Source organism: Thiobacillus sp. (assembly GCF_024708915.1).
Genome location: NZ_JANJXQ010000072.1, coordinates 1 through 20,708 on the forward strand (window position 1 = coordinate 1; position 20,708 = coordinate 20,708).

Consider the following 20,708-nt stretch of genomic DNA (forward strand, 5'->3'; position numbering starts at 1 on the left):
GGCGATGGCCTGGTCGCGGGTGTCGCCATAGGCGATCAGCTTGCCGATCATCGAATCGTAATGCGGCGGCACGTAGTAGCCGTGGTAGACGTGCGAGTCGACGCGGATGCCGGGGCCGCCGGGCGCGTGGTAGTTGGTGAGCTTGCCGGGGCTGGGGACGAAGGTGCTCGGGTGCTCGGCGTTGATGCGGCACTCGACGGCATGGCCCTTGAATTGGATGTCCTTCTGCTTCCACGGCAGTTTTTCGCCGGCGGCGACGCGGATCTGCGTCTGCACGATGTCGATGCCGGTGATGAGTTCGGTGACCGGGTGCTCGACCTGCACCCGGGTGTTCATCTCGATGAAATAAAACTCGCCGTTCTCGTACAGGAATTCGAAGGTGCCAGCGCCGCGATAGCCGATCTTGCGGCAGGCCTCGGCGCAACGCTCGCCGATCCTGTCCCTGAGCTTGGGGTCGAGTCCGGGCGCGGGGGCTTCTTCCAGCACCTTCTGGTGGCGGCGCTGCATCGAGCAGTCGCGCTCGCCCAGGTGCACCGCGTTGCCGTGCTCGTCGGCGAGGATCTGGATCTCGATATGGCGCGGCGTCTGCAGGAATTTTTCCATGTAGACCATGGGATTGCCGAAGGCCGCGCCGGCCTCGGTCCGGGTCATGCTTACCGCGTTCAACAATGCGGCCTCGGTATGCACCACGCGCATGCCGCGCCCGCCGCCGCCGCCTGCCGCCTTGATGATCACCGGGTAACCGATGCGTGCGGCCGTCTTGACGATTTCGTCGGGGTCGTCCGGCAGGGCGCCGTCGGAGCCCGGCACGCAGGGCACCTTGGCGTCGATCATCGCCTGCTTGGCGGCGACCTTGTCGCCCATCAGGCGGATGTTGTCCGGACGCGGGCCGATGAAGGCGAAGCCGGAGGACTCCACCCGTTCGGCGAAATCGGCATTTTCCGAGAGGAAGCCGTAGCCGGGATGAATGGCGGCGGCGTCGGTGACTTCGGCGGCGGCGATGATCGAGGGCACGTGCAGATAGCTCTGCGCCGACGGTGCCGGGCCGATGCACACCGACTCGTCGGCCAGCTTCACGTACTTGGCGGTGCGGTCGGCCTCGGAATACACGGCGACCGTCTTGATACCCATTTCGCGACAGGCGCGCTGGATTCTCAAGGCGATTTCGCCGCGATTGGCGATAAGGATTTTTTCGAACATGGTGGCGTGAGGCTCGGTGAGGGGTGAGGGGAGAAGTGTGAGGGCGGCTGCGCCTGACTCCTGACGCCTGACTCCTTACCCGATAACAAACAGCGGCTCGCCGTATTCAACCGGCTGGCCGTTTTCGACCAGAATGGCCTTGATCACGCCGCCCTGGTCCGCTTCGATTTCGTTCAGCAGTTTCATCGCCTCGATGATGCACAGCGTGTCGCCGGCATTCACGCTCTGGCCGACTTCGGCAAAGTTTTTCGAGCCCGGGGCCGGGGCGCGGTAGAACGTGCCCACCATGGGCGAGCGTACGACGTGGCCTTCGGGGATGGCGTCTTCCGCCGGGGCGGCGGCTGCCGCCGGTGCCGCCGGGGCGGCTGCGTGGATATATTGCGGCTGGGGAGACATCATCATCGGCGCGCCCGCAATGCTTTTGGCGATGCGGACTTTTTCTTCGCCTTCGGTGATTTCCAGCTCGGCAATGCCGGAGGCTTCGACCAGGTCAATGAGTTTTTTCAGTTTTCTGAGATCCATGGGAGGTCCTGTTTTGGAGATGGCGCAGCGCGTATTCCAGCGCCAGTTCGTAGCCGTGCGCGCCCAGACCGGACACCACGCCGACGGCGAGGTCGGAAAAGTACGAGTGATGGCGGAAGGATTCGCGCGCGTAGATATTGGAAAGATGAACTTCAACGAAAGGGATGGCGGTGGCTGCCAGGGCGTCGCGCAGGGCGACGCTGGTGTGGGTGTAGCCTGCCGGGTTGATGACGATGAAATCGACGCGGTCGCGCACGGCCTGATGCACCCGGTCGATCAGGGCGCCTTCATGATTGTGCTGAAAGGTTTCGACGTACGCGCCGGCGGCTTTCCCGCGGCTGGCCAGCGTGCGGTCGATGTCGTCGAGCGTGGTGAAACCATAATGTTCGGGTTCGCGGCTACCCAGCAAATTGAGGTTGGGGCCATGCAAAACCAGGACATGCGGGTACGGACTGGGGACCGATTTAGCCGCGGCGCGGCTGGTTCGTTTAGTCGTCATGGCGGCGAGTTTGCCGTAAATGAAGGTAAATTGTCCAGATATTGACGCTATTGACACGGCCCGACGATGTTTGAACCCGCCCTGTATTTCTCACGGCATCCTGCTTTGACCGGTTCGCTGGCCCGTCTCAATAGAACGCTGTTTTTAATGCTTATTGATTCGGCCTCCCGCGCTGCCACACACAGCCCGGGCAAGCCGAACCTTGATGCCACTTCAAACTCCATCTGGCCGAATCAATAAATTGCAACTATGCGGCGATTTTGCGCAAGGTGGCTTCAAGCGTGGCGCGGGATAATCGCCCCAGGTGGCGCAGCACGATGTTGCCGTTGCGATCGAGCACGATCGTGTAAGGCAGCGCTCCGCCCGGATTGCCCAGTTGCCGTGCCAGGCCATGGGCGGCGCCTTCGCCGATCAGGATCGGGTAATCGACCGGCTGGCGCCGCAGGAACTGCGCGACGTTGGCCGGGTTGTCGATGGCGATGCCGAGAAATTCGACCCCATGAGGCCGATATTGCTCGCGCAGGGCGGCAAAATCCGGCATTTCCTCGCGGCACGGTGCGCACCAGCTGGCCCAGAAATTCAGCACCACGACCTGACCGCGCCATTGCGACAGGTGCTGCGTCTGTCCCTGCAGGTCCGGAAAGCCGAGTTGCCACAGCGCGGCGACAGCGGGTGCCGCAGGCGCGCGCGGTGCGTAGCGGGCCTGGGCCAGCCAGATCCCCGCGGCCATGGCGGCCAGCGCCAGGGGGATGAAATAAAGCAGTTTTTTTCGCATGGCTGCATTGTCCGCGAGCGCGTCGCGCCGCCGCAGGCGGGGCGACGGCGGGCGCCTCAAACATTCCGGGTTGCGTCGGCTGCCGGCGTTGCGGACGCGACCGGCGCGGCGCGCGTCGGCTGCATCGTCGGTTTCATGCCGGACGGCGGGGCAGCGGCGTTGCCCATCGGGCGGCTGATCTTACAGCGTGCCGTAGGAATGCAATCCCGACAGGAACATGTTGACGCCGATGAAGGCGAAGATGGTGACGAACAGGCCGACTATCGCCCACCAGGCCAGCATCGGTCCGCGCAGGCCCTTGACCAGGCGGATGTGCAGCCAGGCGGCGTAGTTCAGCCACACGATCAGCGCCCAGGTTTCCTTCGGATCCCACGACCAGTAGCCGCCCCAGGCTTCGGCCGCCCACATCGCGCCGAGGATGGTGGCGATGGTGAAAAAGGCAAAACCGATGGCGATGGCCTTGTACATGACGTCGTCGATCACTTCCAGCTTGGGCAGGCGGCTGGCGAGGATGCCGCGCCCCGCAAGCAGGTAGGCGACGCCGAGCATGGCAGCAATGGAGAAGGCGCCGTAGCCGATGAAGTTGGCAGGCACGTGCAGCTTCATCCACCACGATTTGAGCGCAGGCACCAACGGCTGGATTTCATGCGCACCGCGGTCGAAGGTGTACCACAGGATGAAGCCGACCGCGGCGGAGATCACCAGCAGCACGAAGGCGCCCATCTGCCGGGTCTGGTAACGCGCTTCGTAATACAGATACATCATCGCGGTGATGAGGCAGAACAGCACGAAGACCTCGTACAGGTTGGACACCGGAATGTGGCCGACGTCGGCGCCGACGAGATAGGACTCGTACCAGCGCACCATCAGGCCGATGAAGCCCATGGCCACCGCGACCCAGGTCAGCGTGCTGCCGGTCTTCATGGTGAATTCGGAGCGCGCCAGCATCCCGCCCCAGTAAGCCAGCGTCGCCAGCCCGAACAGCGCGCACATCCACATGATGGCGGCCTGGCTGGAAATCAGGTATTTGAGGAAGAAGGCCTCCTCCATGCGCGCCAGACTGCCGCCGTACTGGCTGACGGCGAACAGGCTGACCGCACCGACCACGATGAACAGCGGGCGGAACGGTTTCCAGAACCAGCCGAATACCGCCAGCGACGGAATCGCCGCCAGCAGGATGGCTTTTTCATAGATGTCCATGTAGTCGCCGAAGCGCCACAGGGCGAACAGGGCGCCCGTCGCGACGATGGCGGCAAACAGCCAGTCGAACCACGACAGGCGCTTCAGCAGCGGGGCGGGTTGGTTGAGGGCGAGTTCCATGGCGGTATCTCCGGGTTATTGGGTTATTGCCCAAGCGTGTTCAAAAACATTTTTTGTCCGCGAAGGGCGCGAAGGCGCGCGAAGAAATTCTCTTCATGGCGACTTCGTCTGGAGACAGCCATCGACTCCTGTTTCTACTTCGCGTCTCTTCGTGTCCTTTGCGGATACGTTTTTATTTCACCAGCGTATCCAGCGCCTGCGCGTGCCGGGTGAATTCCTTCTCGAAATCGATCGTGTGCTTGGCCGACGACATCGCCAGCAGCGCGTGCCCCGGTTTGATGCGCAGCCAGACCCGGCGCTCGCGCACGTAGAGCATGAAGAATACGCCGAGCGTCAGCAAAAGCGAACCGAAATAGACCACGTTCTTGCCGGGCGAGCGGGTGAGTTGCAGGCCGCTTGCCTTGACTTCGTCGTACTGCATCAGTTGCAGATAGACCGGCGCGCCGTAGACGAACATGTCGCTCACGCCGTTGAGGGTGTCGCGCACCAGCCAGCCGGTCGCGTCGTCGGGTTTGGGCGCGGGCAGCCCGTCCTGGCGGTTGGCAACTTGCAGCGCCTCGAACGCGGTGAGTTCCAGGATGCGCAGATAGGTGCCGGCCGCCTTTTCGCGTTCGGCTTCCGGTACATTGGTCTCGATGAATCCGCCCAGCGCCTGGAAGCCGCCTTCGGCAAACAAAGCCAGCACCTGGGCGGCACTGGATGTCAGCTTGTCTTCGATTTCGCTGCCCCAGGCATCCTGCGGCAGCGCCTGGCGGGCGAAGCGCGCGGCAATTTCGGGGCGCAAGCCGGCATTCAGCAGTGCGCCGCGCAGCCGCATGAAACTATCGATCTTGCCGTCGGCATCGAGCGGCATGCGCATGTAGCGGAAGGACTCGTTCGGCGACTCGCGCACGCCCGACATCATGTACCAGCGGCCGTCCAGTTCCAGCGGCAGCATGTAGTTGGAAAACTCGCGCGCCTGTCCGCGCGCGTCGCGCAGCTTGTACTGGAAGCTCGGGCCGACGTTGCGCAGATGCCGGTTGTCGCTGACCGGGCTGCCGCCGAGCACGCTCATGGCGTTGCCGGACGCGGCAATTTCGCCGCCCATGTTTTCGATGTTGAACGGGCGGAAATCGATGAACTCGATGGTGTAGTCGCCCGCCGCGCTGGTCAGCGTGGCGCTCTGGAGCACTGTACCTTCGATGGGGAAAGATGCGGCCGTGGGGGCGAACAGATTCCAGCCGCGCAGCGTCAGGCGGGTGCCGCCGTCGGCAAAGCTTGCCTGGTAAATCGCGATGCCGTCGTGGATCAGCGGGTGGTTGACGGCGATCGTCGCTTCCCTGATTTTTTTGCCGGAAGGGTCGAACAGCTCGATGTCGCTCTCGAAGCTTTTGGGCTGCCCCGTCGTGTAGTGCTCGATGCGGAACTGCTTCAACGCCACGGTAAACGGCAGGTCCTGCACCAGGTAACCGTCGGCCACATTCAGGAAGGCCACGTCCGCGCTGGAGCCTTCGGGAATTTGCACGCTGCCGCGGAACGACGGGTTGGACGGGGCCAGGCGCGAAATCGCCGGCACCTGGCTTTGCGGGATGTCGCGCGTCTCGATCTTCTTGTAACCCAGCAGTTGCTGCACCTTGAACACCAGATTGCCGTCCATCAGGCCGCCGATGCAGATCATCACGATGGCCGAATGCGCCAGCAGATAGCCGAGGCGGTTCCAGCTGCCGGCTTTGGCGGCAAGCAGCACGCCGTCTTCGCGCGGCAGGTTTTTGACTTTGTATCCCTGGCCTTCGAGATAGCGTTGTGCGCTGGCGGCGAGCGCGGCGGGCGGGTGTTCCGTGGCGGCTTCGTGCCGGTGCTTGAACGCATTCAGCGACTGTTCGCTGACGTGCTCGCGAAAGCTCTTCATCTCGCGCACGAAGTTCGGCGCGTTGCGATAGATGCAGACGCTGGTCGAAACGACGAGAAAGGTCAGGATGAGTAGAAACCAGGCGGCGTGATAGACGTCGTACAGCCCCAGTTTTTCAAACACCTGGAACCAGAACGGTCCGAACTGGATGATGTAGTTGTTGTACGGTTCGGCCTGTTTCAGCACCGTGCCGACAATCGAGGCGACTGCCAGGATGGACAGCAGGCTGATGGCAAAACGCATCGAACTCAACAGTTCGAACAGGGACTTGCCGAAGGAGTGGGAGGCAGTGTTCATGTGGTGGCAATAAAAAAGGGTGACTTGCGTCACCCTTCCGTCGACTTAAGCAAGTCGGATAAGTTCACCCGCAAGGGGTAGGCCGTGGTTGTAAAGCCGATGAATCCCTGAAGGACTCCGATCCGCTATGGGTTGAAACCCATGCGGAATCGTATGCGGCAACAACCGCGCTCTAACGCAAGCCCTGAATATAAGATGCCACTGCCTTCATGTCGGCGTCGGTCATCTTGGCGGCGATGCTGCGCATCATCTTGGCCGCGTCGTTTGCACGCTCGCCGACGCGGAAGCTGTTCAACTGGGCGTAGATGTAGTCGCTGTGCTGGCCGGCCAGGTGCGGAAACTGGGACGGAATGCCCTTGCCCTGCGGGCCGTGGCAGGAGGCGCAGGCTGGCACGCCGGCGCCTTGCACGCCGCCGCGATAGATTTTCTGGCCAATCAGCGCGAGTTCCTGATCCGCGGACGTGCCGGGCTTGGGTTGCTGGGCACTGTAATGGGCAGCCAGATTCTGCATGTCCTGCGGGCTGAGGCTGGCGACCATGCCCGACATGATGGCATTTTTACGGGCGCCCGATTTGAACTCGGCAAGCTGCTTGTAAATGTATTCGGAATTGAGGCCCGCCAGATTGGGGTTGGCGGCGGCCGCGCTGTTGCCGTCCACCGAGTGGCAAGCCGCGCAAACCTGGTTGACGATGCTTTCTGCCGCCTTGGGGTCGCCTTTATTGGCAGGGGCCGCGGCAAAAGCGGAGGTGGCGGCCAGAGCGGCGACCAGAGAGACGACGAGTTTCATCAAAAGGCTCCTGAGGCTTGCAAAACTTGGGAAAAAGGGTAGTTTAGCGGCAACTAATATGACTGCCAAGCCCGTGCTCAATCGCGCCCAATTCCATACCTCGGTCGCCCAGCTGCGCGATTTGCCCTACAGCCGTGCCGAAATTGCGTTTGCGGGGCGGTCCAATGCCGGAAAATCGAGTGCAATCAATCTGTTGACGCGTAAAAACCGTCTGGCGTTCACGTCCAAAACCCCCGGCCGCACGCAGCTGATCAATTTTTTCGAACTGGATGCCGACACCTATCTGGTCGACCTGCCGGGCTACGGTTATGCAAAAGTGCCGCCCGAAGTGCGGGCGAAATGGGAAGGGCTGCTGTCGCGTTATCTGCAGGAGCGCGAAGCGCTGGCCGGAATGGTGCTGATCATGGATGCGCGCCATCCGCTCACCCCGCTGGACCGGCAGATGCTCGACTGGTTCGCCCCCACCGGCAAGCCGGTGCATATCCTGTTGTCCAAGTCGGACAAATTGTCCAACAGCGAGAAAGCCCTGACATTGCGCCGCGTCGAACAGGAACTTGCGGCGCTGGACAGCGTCACTGTTCAGTTGTTTTCCAGCCTGTCCCGGCAGGGCGCGGAAGAGGCGGCCGCTTTGCTCGAAGGGTGGCTCGCCCAGGCCCGGCAGGGGGAGCCGCAGACAAACGGATGACTACGCCGGCGCCGCCCAACAAAAAGCCCCGACCAAGGGAGGGATCGGGGCAAAAAATGCCTTAAGGGGATTAAGGCATCCCGCTCAGGGAGGAGAAGCGGGAGACGATACGAGACCGTCTGCATGATAGAGCGAGGGGCCCTTGAAAAAGTTCCACGACACCATGCGAATTCTTTGGAGACCTTTGTGAACCTGCCTTTTGGCCCATTTCCCGCCCGCCGCATGCGTCGTATGCGGCGCGACGATTTTTCCCGCCGTCTCATGTGCGAACACACGCTCGCATCAAGCGACCTGATTTATCCGGTGTTTGTTCTGGACGGGCAGGACAGGCGCGAACCGGTGGCTTCGATGCCCGGCGTCGAACGGCTGTCGCTGGACCTGCTGCTGCCGGTGGCCGAAGACTGCCTGCGGCTGGGCATCCCCGCACTGGCGTTGTTTCCGGTGATCGATGCCGGCTTGAAAACGCCGGGGGCGGATGAAGCGGTCAATCCCGATGGTCTGGTGCCGCGTACCGTGGCCGCACTGAAAAACCGTTTCCCCGAACTGGGTATCATCACCGACATTGCGCTGGATCCCTATACCAGCCACGGCCAGGATGGCCTGACCGATGCCAGCGGCTATGTAATGAACGACGAGACAGTGGCGGTGCTCGCCCGGCAGGCGGTTGTGCACGCCCAGGCCGGCGCCGACGTGGTCGCGCCATCCGACATGATGGACGGCAGGGTGGCGGCCCTGCGCAGCGCGCTCGAGGGCGCCGGTCATATTCACACCCGGATTCTGGCCTATGCTGCCAAGTATGCTTCCAGCTTTTACGGTCCGTTCCGTGACGCCGTCGGCTCGGCTGCCAACCTCGGCAAGGGCAACAAATATACGTACCAGATGGACCCGGCCAACAGCAACGAAGCGTTATGGGAGGTCGGAATGGATCTCCAGGAAGGCGCCGACATGATCATGGTCAAACCCGGCATGCCTTATCTCGACGTCATCCGGCGCGTCAAGGACGCGTATGGTGCGCCGACCTATGCGTACCAGGTCAGCGGCGAATACGCCATGCTGAAAGCCGCGGCGCAAAATGGCTGGCTGGATGAGCGCGCGTGCGTGCTGGAAGCGCTGCTGGCATTCAAGCGCGCCGGAGCGGACGGCGTGCTGACCTATTTTGCGCGGGATGCGGCGCGATGGATGCGCGCCCAGGCCTAAATTTTTGCCTGCGGCGGGCCGATAGAAACGAGTAGGGGGGAATGCTTTCCCCCGTGTGTCAGGAGGGTCAAAGGTGACGCTGAATTTGAGCAAGTTGATTGGGCGTGGCCGGAGCGTTGCCGATGATTTCGATCGAACCATCATCAGCTTCGAGTCGCCCTACCGCCTCAAGGATTTGAGTCCGCTTCCCGAGGGGGATGCCGAGGTCCAGGAAGAACGCATGGGGGAAAAACTCTTCAAGCTGCGCTTCGCGCAGCAGGATGAGGTTTTCAACCATGCCAGCATGCTGGTGCAGAAGCGTTACGCCTGGCGTGGTTTCCCCAAGGCGCACCTGAAGAAATATCCCAATCGCATCACCATCCTGTCGTTTCACCAGGAAAGGATCGTCGGCACCGTCACGGTCGGCTACGACTCGCCGGAAGGCATGCTGGCGGAAGAAATCTACAAACCCGAAATCGACGCCTTGCGCGCCCAGGGCAGGCGGGTCGGCGAGCTCAGCAAGCTTGCCATCGACGAAAACATCGGCAGCAAGCAATTGCTGGCAAGCCTGATTCATATCGCCTATCTGTATGGCGTCATCCATGAATGTACCGACGCCATCATCGAGATCGTTCCCCGCCACAAAACCTTCTACGAAAAAATGCTGGGTTTCAAGCAGATCGGGGAAGAAAAAATGAACAACCGGGTCAATTTCCCCGTGCTGCTGATGCATCTGGAGCTGGAATACATGCGGCAGAAGATAGAAGCGCTCGGCGGCAAGGGCAAGGCAGCCAAAGACCGCAGTCTTTATCCCTACTTTTTCTCGGCGCACGACCAAGAAGGCATTCTGGGGCGCTTGCTGAAAGAGGATGCCTGAAGCGTCATCGTGCGGGCTTTCGATTACAACGAGGCATTCGGCCGTAACCTTGGCTGGCTGACCCCACACGAGCAAACCACGCTGCGCGGTAAAAAGGTCGCCATAGCCGGCCTCGGCGGCGCCGGCGGCGTGCATTTGCTGACTCTGGCCCGGCTGGGCATCGGCCGCTTCCATGTGGCGGATCTCGACCAGTTCGAGCTGGTCAACTTCAACCGCCAGGCAGGCGCCGGCATGAGCAGCATGGGGCAGCCCAAGGCGGAGGTCATGGCCAGACTGGCGCGCGACATCAACCCCGAACTGGACATCCGCGTATTCGACGATGGCGTGCAGCCGCATAACGTCGACGCGTTTCTGGACGGCGTCGACCTCTACGTGGATGGCCTGGACTATTTTGTTTTTCCCGCGCGCCGCCTGGTGTACGACGCCTGCCGCGCGCGCGGCATTCCCATCACCTTTGCCGTTCCGCTGGGGATGGGCGCGGCCGTGCTTAATTTTCTGCCGGACGGCCCGAGTTTCGACGACTACTTCCGGCTGCAGGGTACGCCCGAAGACGAATGGCCGACCCGTTTTCTGGTCGGCCTGGCGCCCGCCCTGCTGCACCGGGGTTATCTGGTTTATCCCGAAATCGTTGACTTCAAGACCCAGCGCGTGCCGTCAACCGGCCTGGCGTGCCAGTTGTGCGCCGGCATGGCGGGCACCGAAGCGCTGAAAATCCTGCTCGGGCGGGGAAAGGTGCGTGCCGTGCCGCACAGTCTGCAGTTCGACGCCTACACCGGCAAACTGAAGCGCACCTGGCGCCCGGGCGGCAATGCGCATCCGCTGCAGCGGCTGGCGATTGCCTACGTCAACTGGCGCCTGTCCAGAAAAACACCTGACTGAAAGGCTGAAAATCCGGTTGGCATCGGCCTGTCAGGCGGCCGGATGGACGACATAAAAAAAGCCAGAGCAGACGCCCTGGCTTTTTGCTGGGGTGAGCAGCGGTTCAGGCTTGCTTGAAGTAGCGACGGCCGAGACCCAGACCCAACAGACCCATGCCCAGAAGCGCCAGGCTGCCGGGTTCCGGCACGCGGTTGAATTCCACGCTGCCGTTCAGGGTGTTGGTGCGGGAAGCCGTGCCATCCGCAGCCACGGTCGGGACCAGTTGCGGGTCGACGTTGGTGTCGATGCGCGCGGCAATTTCGATGCCGGGCAGCGGCTGGCCATCGGTCCACAGGTCGAACCAGTTGGTGCCGTCGGCAAAGAAGAACAGGTTCTGCGCCAGCGCGTCCACGCCGGTGAAATCGACCGCCGCATTGAATATGGCGTTGCCAATGGTGCCGCTGCTGGACAGGACTTCCAGATTCATCACCAGTACCGAACTGAGCACGTTTTGGTCGATGTCCAGCACGTCGTAATAGATCTGGATCAGGTTGTCGCCATCCACCACGCCGTCGCCGTAGAAAGCGCCGATGCCCTGGGAGCCAGGCAGGTTCGTGTTGTCGACCGCCACCACCACGCCGTTGATGCTGTAATTGAAGGAAAGCTGCCAGTTGTCGCCCATGCCTTCGTCGAGGTTGTTGCCGGTCATGGCGATGCCATTGAACCCGAGCAGGCTGGAAACCGTGCCGGTGCCAGTGTCGTTCACCGTGTCGTTAACGGTGACGAAGGTGGAGGCGTTGGAGCCATTATAGGAACCATCCATATCCGTGTATGTGGACATGGCCTGGAAGTCGATGCCGAACTGGTAGGTGTTGGCGGTCTGGTTGTCCACGGCGCCATCAGGCACGATCATGTAAAACGGTTCGGCGTTGGCGCTGAGCGACAGGGCGGCGGCTGCGACCAGGGCGGAGAGTTGGGTCAGTTTCATTTCATCACTCCTGTGAGGGGTTGGGTGTTGAGGTTAATTCAACCTGCCTCTCATAAAGCACGCACCATGCCAGGTTTGCTTAATTCCTTATAAAACAGATTGTTGCCGGTTTTTCGGGCGGCTCGCCCAGGGGCTCGTGTAAAAAATTCCGACAAGGGAGGCGGCCGGGATAGCTTCGCTGCGGCAGTGCGAAGTGTACCGGTATGCGTACGCAGGGCTGCACGGGTTCACAGGCTGTCGAGCAAGGCCTTGGCGGCCTGCGTTTCGGGGAATGCCGGGATATCGGCCAGCAATTTTTGCAGTTCTGCGCGGGCGCGGGCCTTGTCCCCGCTGCGGGCCAGCGCGGCGGCGTAGTGATAGCGGATCGAGCCCGATTTGGGCGCGGCGGCGGCGGCGCGCCGCAGCAGGTCCAGGCCGCGCGCAGTTTGGTTGGTTTGCACCAGTATCCAGCCGAGGGTGTCCTGGACGTTGGGGTTGGCCGGAGCAAGTTTGAGTGCCTGTTCCGCCGTGGCCTGGGCACGGGGGTCCTGTTCGCGTTGATAGAGCGCGGCCAGATTATTGAGGACCAGCACGTTGGGCGCGCTGCGGTGCTGAATTTCCTGATAGTGGGCAATGGCTTCGCGGTTGTTCCCCGTCGTCATGGCGTAGTCGGCCGCGGCGGCGCGAACCGCGTTGTCTTCGGGATGCTGTTTCAGCCAGCCGGCCAGGCGCTGGGCGGATGCCGGGCCGGAGCCGGCCAGCACCTGGGCGTGGTGTAGCTTGACCAGCACGGACGATCCCGCGCCGCGCTGCATCGCCTGCTCGTAGGCGGAACGGGCGGCGGGGTAGCGTTTCTGCTGCATCAGGATGTCGGCTTCGAGTTCGTGGCCGAGGGCGGACTGGGGGTGGTCGGCCTGAATCTGGCGAGCAATGTTTACCGCTGCGTCGGGATTGTTCTGGCCGGCTTCAAGGCGCAGCAGGGCGACGCGGCTTTCCAGATGGCGGGGATCGATCTGCAGCGCTTTTTGCAGGGTGGTACGCGCAGCGGCCGGCTTCTTGTCGGCAACCAGGGCGCGTGCGAGGCCGAGACGGCTGTCGAAGGCGCGCGCGTCTTTCTGCACGGCCTTGCCATAGGTGGCGACCGCGCTGCCGGGATCGCCGGCGGCGAGTTGGGTCGAACCCAGCAAATTGAGCGCCTGGACATCGTCCGGGCGCGCGCTGACCATCGCGCTGGCGATGGCGAGCGCCTTGCGCGGCTGCTTTTTGATCAGGTAGTAGCGCGCCAGCGTGCCATTGGGCGCCATGGCCTGCGGGTGCGCTTTCGCCGCTTTTTCCAGCCAATTGACGTAATCGCTTTCCTGCCTGGTGAGTGCCGCGATTTCGGCCAGCGCCATCATGGCGTGCAGATTGTTCTTGTCCGCTTCCAGCAGTTTGGTGAAGCGGGCACGCGCGGCGTCGGTTTTTTTGTCGCGCATGTCGAGTTGCGCGAGGCTGGCGCTGGCGGGGAAAAAGGCGGCGTCGAGGGCCAGCGCGCGTTCGAAACTGGTGCGGGCTCCGGCAAGGTCGCCCTGCGCGAGGCGCGCGCGGCCGCGCAAATCGTGGGGCAGCGGGCTGCGCGGCAGCTGTTTTTCCAGTTGCTCGCAGATGGCCAGCGCCTGGCTGTATTGCTTGTTTCTGATGTGGGTCAACGCCAGCAGAACGTCGGTCTGCTGGATCCCGGGCTGCAGCGCGCGCGCAGCTTGCAAATCGGTGATGGCGGCGTCGATGTCGCCAGCGGACAGGCGATTGAGACCCTGCTGGGTATGAAATGCCGCGTTGCCGGGCTGGAGAAGTACGGCTTGTTGCAGCAGTTGGGCGGCCTGGCCCGGATCGTGCCGGGCCAGATGCGCCTGGCTGGCGAGCGCCAGCGCCGGCGCATCTTCTCCGTGGGGGGGGAGCAGCGGTGCCAGGGTGGCCAGCGCCTTGTCAGGCTGGTTTTGCTTGATTTGCGTTGCGGCCAGCACGCGGCGCGCATAAACATGGCCGGGGAAGTGCTTGAGGTAGCGGTTCAGGTAGGTCTCGGCCTGCTGCAGGGAATCGAGCGCATAGGCCGTAGAACCTGCGAGCAGGATGCCGGGCAAGTGCTCGGGGGCCGTTCTGAAAATGTCCTGCAGCAAATCGCGCGCTTCGGGATATTTTTTCTGCTGGAATTTCTGGAACGCCTGCAGGTATTTTGCGGTATTCGAGCCAGGCGCCAGTTTATTGACCGCGTCGATCGAGGTCTGGGCCGCTGTCATGTCGCCCAGCGTCATCTGCAGCGTTGCCAGGCTCTGCAGTGCGGCAATGTTGGATGGCTCCAGTTTCACCGCCTGCTGGTAGGCTGCCAGCGCATCCGGCGTGTTCTGGTTGAGTTGCTCGAAGTCGCCGATGAAGATCCAGGTTTCCGCCTGCCGTTCGTTCAGTTTCAGGGCATTGTCGAGCCAGGTCCGGGCCTCTGCCATCTTGCGCTCGGCAATGGCGCATTGCGCCAGCCCCCAATGGGCCTGCAGGCTGTCGGCATTGACCTGGCGGGCTTCCTGGAACAGGTTGCAGGCATCCCGGAATTTGCCGAACTTGAACAGGGCGCTGGCGCGCAAGGCCATGATGCGGCTGCGATTGGCCGGGGACATGGCGTCGGTGGGCTGGATCTCGTCCAGGATGCGCTTGTAGTGGCCCGTCAGCAACCAGGCTTCGCCCAGCAGGGGGGCGATGGTGTCTCGGCCGGTGCCGAGTTTCTCGGCGCGGGTCAGTTCCTTCTCGGCTTCCGCGCCGAACCCGGCCTTGAGGTACATCTGGCCCAGAAGCAGGCGCGCCTGCGGACTGTCCGGGTTCTTCTGAACGGCGTTTTTGAGTTCGATGATGCCGCTCTTGAGATTGCCTTTGTCTTCGAAGTCCTTGGCGCGCTGAATGTGTTCCTGCTCGGTAAGCTTGGCGGCCGGGTCGCAACCCCCCAGCGGTGCGGACAGGGCCAATACCAGAAGCGTGATCAAGGGGGCGGTGTGGCGGGTCATTGATGCAGGCTCCATTCAGCGATCAGGTGGGCGGCAGTCTAGCGCGTTTTGTTTTTCAGTTGGTCCAGCAGTGCGCGCGCTTCCTGCTCCTGCGGGAAGCGCGCGCCGCCGGTCAGGAGGCGCTCCAATTCTCCCTGCGCACGCGCGCGGTCGCCGGTTTTGAACAGGGCAACCGCAAGGTGATACTGGATTTCCGCGTTGTCCGGTGCTTTGGAAAGCGCCGTGCGCAGGTGGGGCAGGCCTTGGGCGGCTTGTCCCTGAGTGGTCAGGATCCAGCCATAGGTATCCATGACCATCGGGTTGTCCGGCTGCAGTTTCAGCGCCTGCCCGGCAAACGACGCGGCACGCTCGTCGCCCGCGCCATGCAGCGCCCACGCCAGATTGTTCAACACCATTAGATTGCCGGGATTGCTCTTGTTCAACGCCAGATAATGCCCGGCCGCTGCGGAGTACTGCTGGCGCTTGGTCAGGCTTTCCGCCAGGGCGGCCCGGATGGCGGCGTCTTGCGGGTGGGTCGCGAGCCAGGTAACGAGGCGTTTTTCGCCCTCCTCGGCGCGCTGGGTGGCCGTGAAGGCCCGCAACTGGCGAACGAGCAGGACGCCCGCAGGAGCCCGCTTGTGCGCCTGCTCGAACGCCGCGATGGCGGCGGGGTAGTCCTTGCGCGCGAGCGCGGTGTCGCCTTCGAGAACGAACCCTGCTGCATTGTCCGGCTTTTGCTGCTGCACCTGACGGGCGAGGGCACGTGCTTCGTCGAAACGCGCGCGCTGGATTTCGACGTTGCCGAGCAGCATTTGCGCGTCGAGAGAGTCGGGCTGGATGCGCAGGGCATCCTGCAGGGTTTTATGCGCGCCGGGCAGATCCCCGGCGACATTCTGTACGGTGGCGAGCTTGATCAGCGGGGCGGCCTGGCCTGGCAGAAGCTCGATCAGCTTGCGGTAGCTGCCCTGCGCGTTGGTGGTGTCGCCGAGTGCCAGCTGCGTGGTGCCGAGCAGATCGTGTGCGGCAGGGTTGGCGGGCTGGGCGCCGACGGCTTCGCGCGCAACCGCAAGCGCCTTGTTGCGATCGCCCTTGGCGAGCAGGTGGCGCGCCAGGGCCGTCCGCGGCTGCAGGGCCTGCGGATGCGCCGCGGCCGCCTTTTCCAGCCAGTTTACGTAGGTCTTCTCGTCCTGGCTGCGCAAGCCCAGATCGGCCAGCGCAAGCATGGCATTGAGATGTCTGGGGTCGGCCTTGAGAATGCCTTCGAAGCGCTGGCGTGCGGCGACGAACTGATTGTCTTTCAGATCGAGTTGCGCCAGATTGGCGGCGGCGGGGAAAAATGCGGGGTCGAGTTTGAGCGCCTGGTTGAAGCTGTCGCGCGCACGCGCGATGTCCTGTTTGCCGAGATAAGCGCCCCCACGGTAGTTCCAGCTGAGCGGATTGGCGGCCTGTTTCTTTTCCAGAGCCGCGATGCTTGCCAGTGCAGCGTCAAACTGTTTCTGATTCAACTGGCTGAGGATGATGATGGTGTCGGCGCGGTTGCCGGCGCTGTCTCCTTCCATCGCGGCGGCGGTCTGCAGATCGGCCATGGCGCGCTGGTCGCCCAGGGCAAGTCGGGAAATGCCCAACTCGGTGCGGATGACGGCACTGTCAGGATTGCGTTGGGCGGCCTGTTCAAAATACGCCGCGGCCTGGGCAAAATCCTTTTTGGCCTGTGCAATTTCGCCGGCGACGATCAATACGCCGACGTCATGACCGGCCGATTTGAGCGCGGGGGCCAGCGTGCGCGCCGCATCGTCAGGGCGGCCCAGGCGCAACTGGGTAGCGGCAAGCAGACGCAGGGTGTACAGGTTGTCTGGCGCGGCCTTGCGCACCTTGTTGAGATGTGCCTCGGCAGTCTGCAGATTGCCTAATGCGAATTCGATCGAGCCGCCCAGCAGCAGCGCGGGCACGTAGTCTGGTGCTGCCTTCAGCACGCCAGCCAGATGATCGCGCGCCTGCGTGACCTGTTTCTCGTTGAAGTCGATGAGGGCCTGGGTATACCGTGCCTGCAGGTTTTTGGGCGTGACTTTCAACACGGCATCCACTTCCCTGCGCGCGTCAGCCAGCCGGCTCTCGCTGATGGCGATGCCTGCCAGCGCAAGCCGGGCCTGGGTGTTCCGGGGGTCGAGTTTGAGGAGTTCGTGGTATACCGCAGCGGCTTCGGCGGGATGCCGGGTGGCGCGCAACAGGTCACCCTTGAGCAGCAGGCTGTCGCGGTGCCCGGGGTCGGCACGCAAGGCTTGGTCGATCTGCTGCGAGGCCTGGTCGGCCTTGCCGTCGGCCAGCGCCAGATGTGCCAGCGCCAGATTCACTTCGGCATGGCCGGGCGTGGCCTGTTGCGCGTGCTGCAGGATTTTTCGTGCGTCCTCCTTGCGGCCCAGCCCGAGTTCGGCCGTAGCGCGCAGGGCATGCAGGGTGGAAGCGTCCGGGTCGCCGTCGGCCGGAGCCGGCAGCTCGTCCAGTACGCGCTGGTATTCACGCTGCCCCAGCAGCGTGCGTGCGATCATCGGATTGACAACGCCGGCGGCGTAGCCCGCGTTGCGGGCCTGCCGGAATTCCTTTTCGGCGCTGGGCAGGTCGAGCAGGTCGAAATAGAGCCGGCCCAGTTCAAAGCGGGCTTCGGCATTGTTTTCGTCTTCTGCAACGGCGTTCTTCAACTGAATCATCGCCGCCTTGTAGTCCCCCGCCGCGATCGATGCCCGGGCTTCGGCCACCAGCGGGCGGTCGCTGCGGTCACAGGCGGTCAGTAGCGTGCCGACAATCAGCAACGCGAGCAGTCGTTTCACAGGGGCAAAGTGCGGCATTGAAACCTCAAGAATTCCATGAATGGTGTGGGTGTGCAATGCAGATTCATTTCATCCCGATTTTCGCCATCAGGTCGTACAGCGTGGGGCGGGTGATGCCGAGCAGTTCGGCGGCCTGGGCAATGCTGCCGTCGCTGTGCGCGAGGGCGCGGCCGACGGCCAGCCGCTCGGCGTTTTCGCGCGCCTGGCGCAGGTTGAACGGCTGCGGTTCGGCCTGGGCGGCGTCCAGGCCGAGGTCGGCCGCGGTGATCTGGGTGCCGTCCGCCATGATGGTTGCGCGCTTGACGATGTTTTCCATTTCACGCACGTTGCCAGGCCAGACATGCGTTTCGAGCGCGCCCAGCGCATCGGCAGTGAACCCCCGGATGTTGCGCCCCTGCTCGCGCGCGTAGCGCTCGAGGAAGGCCTGCGCCAGGAGGACGGCGTCGCCGGGCCGTTCGCGCAGCGGGGGAATTTTTACCGTGATTTCGGACAGCCGGTAATACAGGTCTTCGCGGAAGCTGCCTTCGCGGATCATCTCGGCGAGGTCGCGGTGGGTGGCACAGACGACGCGCACATCGACCGGAATTTCACCGCGTCCGCCGAGCCGCTCGATCACGCGTTCCTGCAGGAAACGCAGCAGCTTGGCCTGCAGCGGCATCGGCAGATCGCCGATTTCGTCGAGAAACAGGGTGCCTTCGTTGGCATATTCGATACGGCCGATGGTCTGTTTGGCGGCGCCGGTGAACGCGCCTTTTTCATAGCCGAACAGTTCGGATTCCAGCAGGGTGTCGGGGATCGCCGCGCAGTTGATGGCGACGAAGCGCTTGCCGGCGCGCGGCGACAGTTCGTGCACGCCGCGCGCCAGCACTTCCTTGCCGGTGCCGGACTCGCCCAGCAACAGCACGGTTGCGTTGGCCGGGGCGACCTTCTCCACGGTGCGGCAGATCTTGAGCATCGGCTCGCTGCTGGTGATCAGGCCCTGCAGGGCGGAGCCGCGCTGCCTGGCGACCAGCAGGCGGTTTTCGGCCTCCAGCGCATGGACATGCAGCGCACGCGCAATCATCAGCGCCAGCACGTCGGGGTCGAACGGTTTCTGGAAAAAGTCGTAGGCGCCGAGGTGGATCGCCTTCACCGCATTGCTGCGATCGAGGTTGCCGGTGACGACGATGACCTTGGTGGCGGGGGCGAGCGAAAGAATCTGCTGCAGGGCGGCCAGACCTTCGCTGGCGCCGTCCGCGTCGGGCGGCAGGCCAAGATCGAGCAGCACCACGGCGGGCTCGTGGCGGCGCAGCTGGACGACGGCACTGTCGCGGTCGGCGGCCATCAGCAGTTCGTAGTCGGCAAGGCTCCATTTCAGCTGTTTTTGCAGCCCGGGATCGTCTTCCACCAGCAGAATCTTTTGTTTGGCGTCGCTCATGCGGCGTCTCCTCGGTTTTCAGGATGAGTGTCCAGCGGCAGGCTGAGACGGAAGCGGGTGCCGCTTCCCGGCGTGCTGTCCACCTCGATCGTTCCGCCCAGCGCGCGCAAGGTTTCACGGCATTCGTACGCACCGATGCCCATGCCCGCACCCTTGGTGGAGTCGAACGGCTGGAACAGGCGGGTACGGATGAATTCGTCGTCCATGCCGCTGCCGCTGTCGACGATTTCAACAATGGCCTGTCCGGACTCTTCGAATCCGCGCAGGGTGACCTCGCCGGTTGCCGGCGTCGCCTCCAGCGCATTCTGCAGCAGATGGCCGATGGCACGGACGAGCCGTTCGCGCTCGGCGCGCACGCGCAGACCGGACGGCGGCAAGGCCAGGATGGGCCGCAACTTGAACGCCTGCTTGCTGGCGGCGGCCTCGGTCAGGATGTCCGCCAGCGCCACCGACTGGGCGTGCGTTTCACCGCTGCCGCGCCGCAATTGCGTCAGCACCTTGTTCATGCGGGCAACCGCGCTTTCCACCGTGTCCAGCATGTCGGCCTGGAACTCGGGGTTATGCTTGTGCTTTTCGGCATTGGCCAGCAGCAGGGACAGCTGGGCGACGAGGTTTTTCAGGTCGTGGATGACGAAGGTGGTGGTGCGGTTGAACGATTCGAACTGGCGCGCCACGATGAGCTGGTTGGATGCACGCATCTGCGCCAGGTGCGCCGCCGCCTGGCGTGCCGCCACCTTGAGCAGGTCGCTGACTTCCCAGTTGAAGCTGACATTACCCAAAGAATGCTTGAGCACGACAAAGCCGAGCAGTTCGTCGTGCAGCATCAGCGGCACCACCAGCCAGGCGTCGTCGGCGTTCTGCAGCCATGTCGGCGTATCCAGGTCGCCATAGAGGTCGCTGCGCACTTTCATTTCATCCAGGTCCACCACCCATTGCTTGCTGGTGAGCCACTGAATGAAAGGGGAGCCGGTCGGCTCGGCTCCCTGGAGGTCAGCCCAGTTCCAATGGCTGGCGCGCTGATAGCCGGCGTCGCCTTCGCGCATCCACAGTGCGCCGCCGGGGCTTTCGATCAGCCTGGCAAGGGCCTCGACCGCCCGTTCGCAGAGTTGCTCGCCGGGCTGGCCTTCGGTGAGGGTGCGGGTGAAGTTGAGCCATTCTTCACGGTAGTCGTAGCGGTAGCTGAAAAAATGCTTGGACAGGAACACCCGCAGCCGCGCGCGCAGGGTGCCGGAAAACATCAGCAGCACCAGCAACATGGCAGCGGCGAAGACGAACACGGTCTGCACCACGTCGCCCCATTCGCCGCCGAATAGACGCAGGTAATAGCCGGCGCCCGCCATCAGCAGCAAATACACGCCGGCCCCCAGCAAGCTGGCGGTATGGAACGCCATGCTGCGCGACAGTCCGACCGGCGCCGCCCATTCCGGGTTGCGCGCCGCGGAGACCGCGATCAACGGTGTCACCAGCGCCGCCACATAGCCCCGCGCCGCCCATACCTGGGCATCCATCGCGCCGAACAGCGCGGCGTTGGCATGCAGATAAAAATCGTAAACGAACAATCCGCCCAGCCCCAGGCAGAGAAACTTGATCGCCCAGCGGTCTTCCGG

16 protein-coding genes are annotated in these 20,708 nt (G+C 63.2%); 4 read left to right on the top strand and 12 right to left on the bottom strand.

Features of this window, described 5'->3' with window-relative positions; all coding sequences use genetic code 11:
* The 7 genes from accC to Q0L94_RS05525 all read right to left on the bottom strand — a co-directional run.
* Positions 1-1,200: acetyl-CoA carboxylase biotin carboxylase subunit (gene accC / locus Q0L94_RS05495; protein WP_296750964.1), on the bottom strand; the 1,200-nt coding region annotated here is incomplete at its 3' end.
* Between the two features lie 75 nt (positions 1,201-1,275).
* A complete protein-coding gene (accB, locus tag Q0L94_RS05500) occupies positions 1,276-1,722 on the bottom strand; it encodes an acetyl-CoA carboxylase biotin carboxyl carrier protein (RefSeq protein WP_296750965.1) in 447 nt (148 codons plus the stop codon).
* On the bottom strand, positions 1,691-2,221 hold the full coding sequence (aroQ, locus tag Q0L94_RS05505) for a type II 3-dehydroquinate dehydratase (protein WP_296750968.1): 531 nt from the start codon (positions 2,219-2,221) through the stop codon (positions 1,691-1,693). The genes accB and aroQ overlap by 32 nt, the downstream gene beginning before the upstream one ends.
* A gap of 247 nt (positions 2,222-2,468) precedes the next feature.
* Positions 2,469-2,996, bottom strand: coding sequence for a TlpA disulfide reductase family protein (locus tag Q0L94_RS05510; RefSeq protein ID WP_296750970.1), 528 nt, complete (start codon positions 2,994-2,996; stop codon positions 2,469-2,471).
* 180 nt (positions 2,997-3,176) lie between these two features.
* Entirely contained in the window at positions 3,177-4,316 is a 1,140-nt protein-coding gene (gene ccsB, locus Q0L94_RS05515) for a c-type cytochrome biogenesis protein CcsB (protein ID WP_296750972.1), read from the bottom strand.
* A gap of 172 nt (positions 4,317-4,488) precedes the next feature.
* Positions 4,489-6,501 carry a cytochrome c biogenesis protein ResB gene (locus tag Q0L94_RS05520; protein ID WP_296750974.1) on the bottom strand — a complete coding sequence of 671 codons (2,013 nt, stop codon included), beginning with the start codon at positions 6,499-6,501 and terminating at the stop codon, positions 4,489-4,491.
* 172 nt (positions 6,502-6,673) lie between these two features.
* A complete protein-coding gene (locus tag Q0L94_RS05525; protein ID WP_296750976.1) occupies positions 6,674-7,288 on the bottom strand; it encodes a c-type cytochrome in 615 nt (204 codons plus the stop codon).
* 58 nt (positions 7,289-7,346) lie between these two features.
* Between Q0L94_RS05525 and yihA the strand changes: the two genes are divergently transcribed.
* The 4 genes from yihA (at position 7,347) to Q0L94_RS05545 (ending at position 10,905) form a co-directional block, all read left to right on the top strand.
* Positions 7,347-7,973, top strand: a complete 627-nt coding sequence (yihA, locus tag Q0L94_RS05530) for a ribosome biogenesis GTP-binding protein YihA/YsxC (protein ID WP_296750979.1) — start codon at positions 7,347-7,349, stop codon at positions 7,971-7,973.
* Between the two features lie 222 nt (positions 7,974-8,195).
* The gene (gene hemB, locus Q0L94_RS05535; protein WP_296750982.1) at positions 8,196-9,170 is read left to right on the top strand and encodes a porphobilinogen synthase; all 975 of its coding nucleotides are present in this window, start codon (positions 8,196-8,198) and stop codon (positions 9,168-9,170) included.
* Positions 9,171-9,243: 73 nt separating this feature from the next.
* Entirely contained in the window at positions 9,244-10,026 is a 783-nt protein-coding gene (locus Q0L94_RS05540; protein WP_296750985.1) for a hypothetical protein, read from the top strand.
* A gap of 9 nt (positions 10,027-10,035) precedes the next feature.
* A complete protein-coding gene (locus tag Q0L94_RS05545) occupies positions 10,036-10,905 on the top strand; it encodes a ThiF family adenylyltransferase (RefSeq protein ID WP_366799247.1) in 870 nt (289 codons plus the stop codon).
* 103 nt (positions 10,906-11,008) lie between these two features.
* On the opposite strand, the gene Q0L94_RS05550 is transcribed toward Q0L94_RS05545, so the two are convergent.
* From Q0L94_RS05550 to prsK, 5 genes are all read right to left on the bottom strand, one after another.
* Positions 11,009-11,872 carry a PEP-CTERM sorting domain-containing protein gene (locus Q0L94_RS05550; protein ID WP_296750988.1) on the bottom strand — a complete coding sequence of 288 codons (864 nt, stop codon included), beginning with the start codon at positions 11,870-11,872 and terminating at the stop codon, positions 11,009-11,011.
* Between the two features lie 227 nt (positions 11,873-12,099).
* Positions 12,100-14,880, bottom strand: a complete 2,781-nt coding sequence (gene prsT, locus Q0L94_RS05555; RefSeq protein WP_296750990.1) for an XrtA/PEP-CTERM system TPR-repeat protein PrsT — start codon at positions 14,878-14,880, stop codon at positions 12,100-12,102.
* Between the two features lie 38 nt (positions 14,881-14,918).
* Positions 14,919-17,684, bottom strand: a complete 2,766-nt coding sequence (gene prsT / locus Q0L94_RS05560) for an XrtA/PEP-CTERM system TPR-repeat protein PrsT (protein WP_296750993.1) — start codon at positions 17,682-17,684, stop codon at positions 14,919-14,921.
* 64 nt (positions 17,685-17,748) lie between these two features.
* Positions 17,749-19,101, bottom strand: a complete 1,353-nt coding sequence (gene prsR, locus Q0L94_RS05565) for a PEP-CTERM-box response regulator transcription factor (RefSeq protein WP_296750994.1) — start codon at positions 19,099-19,101, stop codon at positions 17,749-17,751.
* A partial coding sequence (gene prsK, locus Q0L94_RS05570) for an XrtA/PEP-CTERM system histidine kinase PrsK (protein ID WP_296750997.1) occupies positions 19,098-20,708 on the bottom strand: 1,611 nt, incomplete at its 5' end. The genes prsK and prsR, both read right to left, overlap by 4 nt.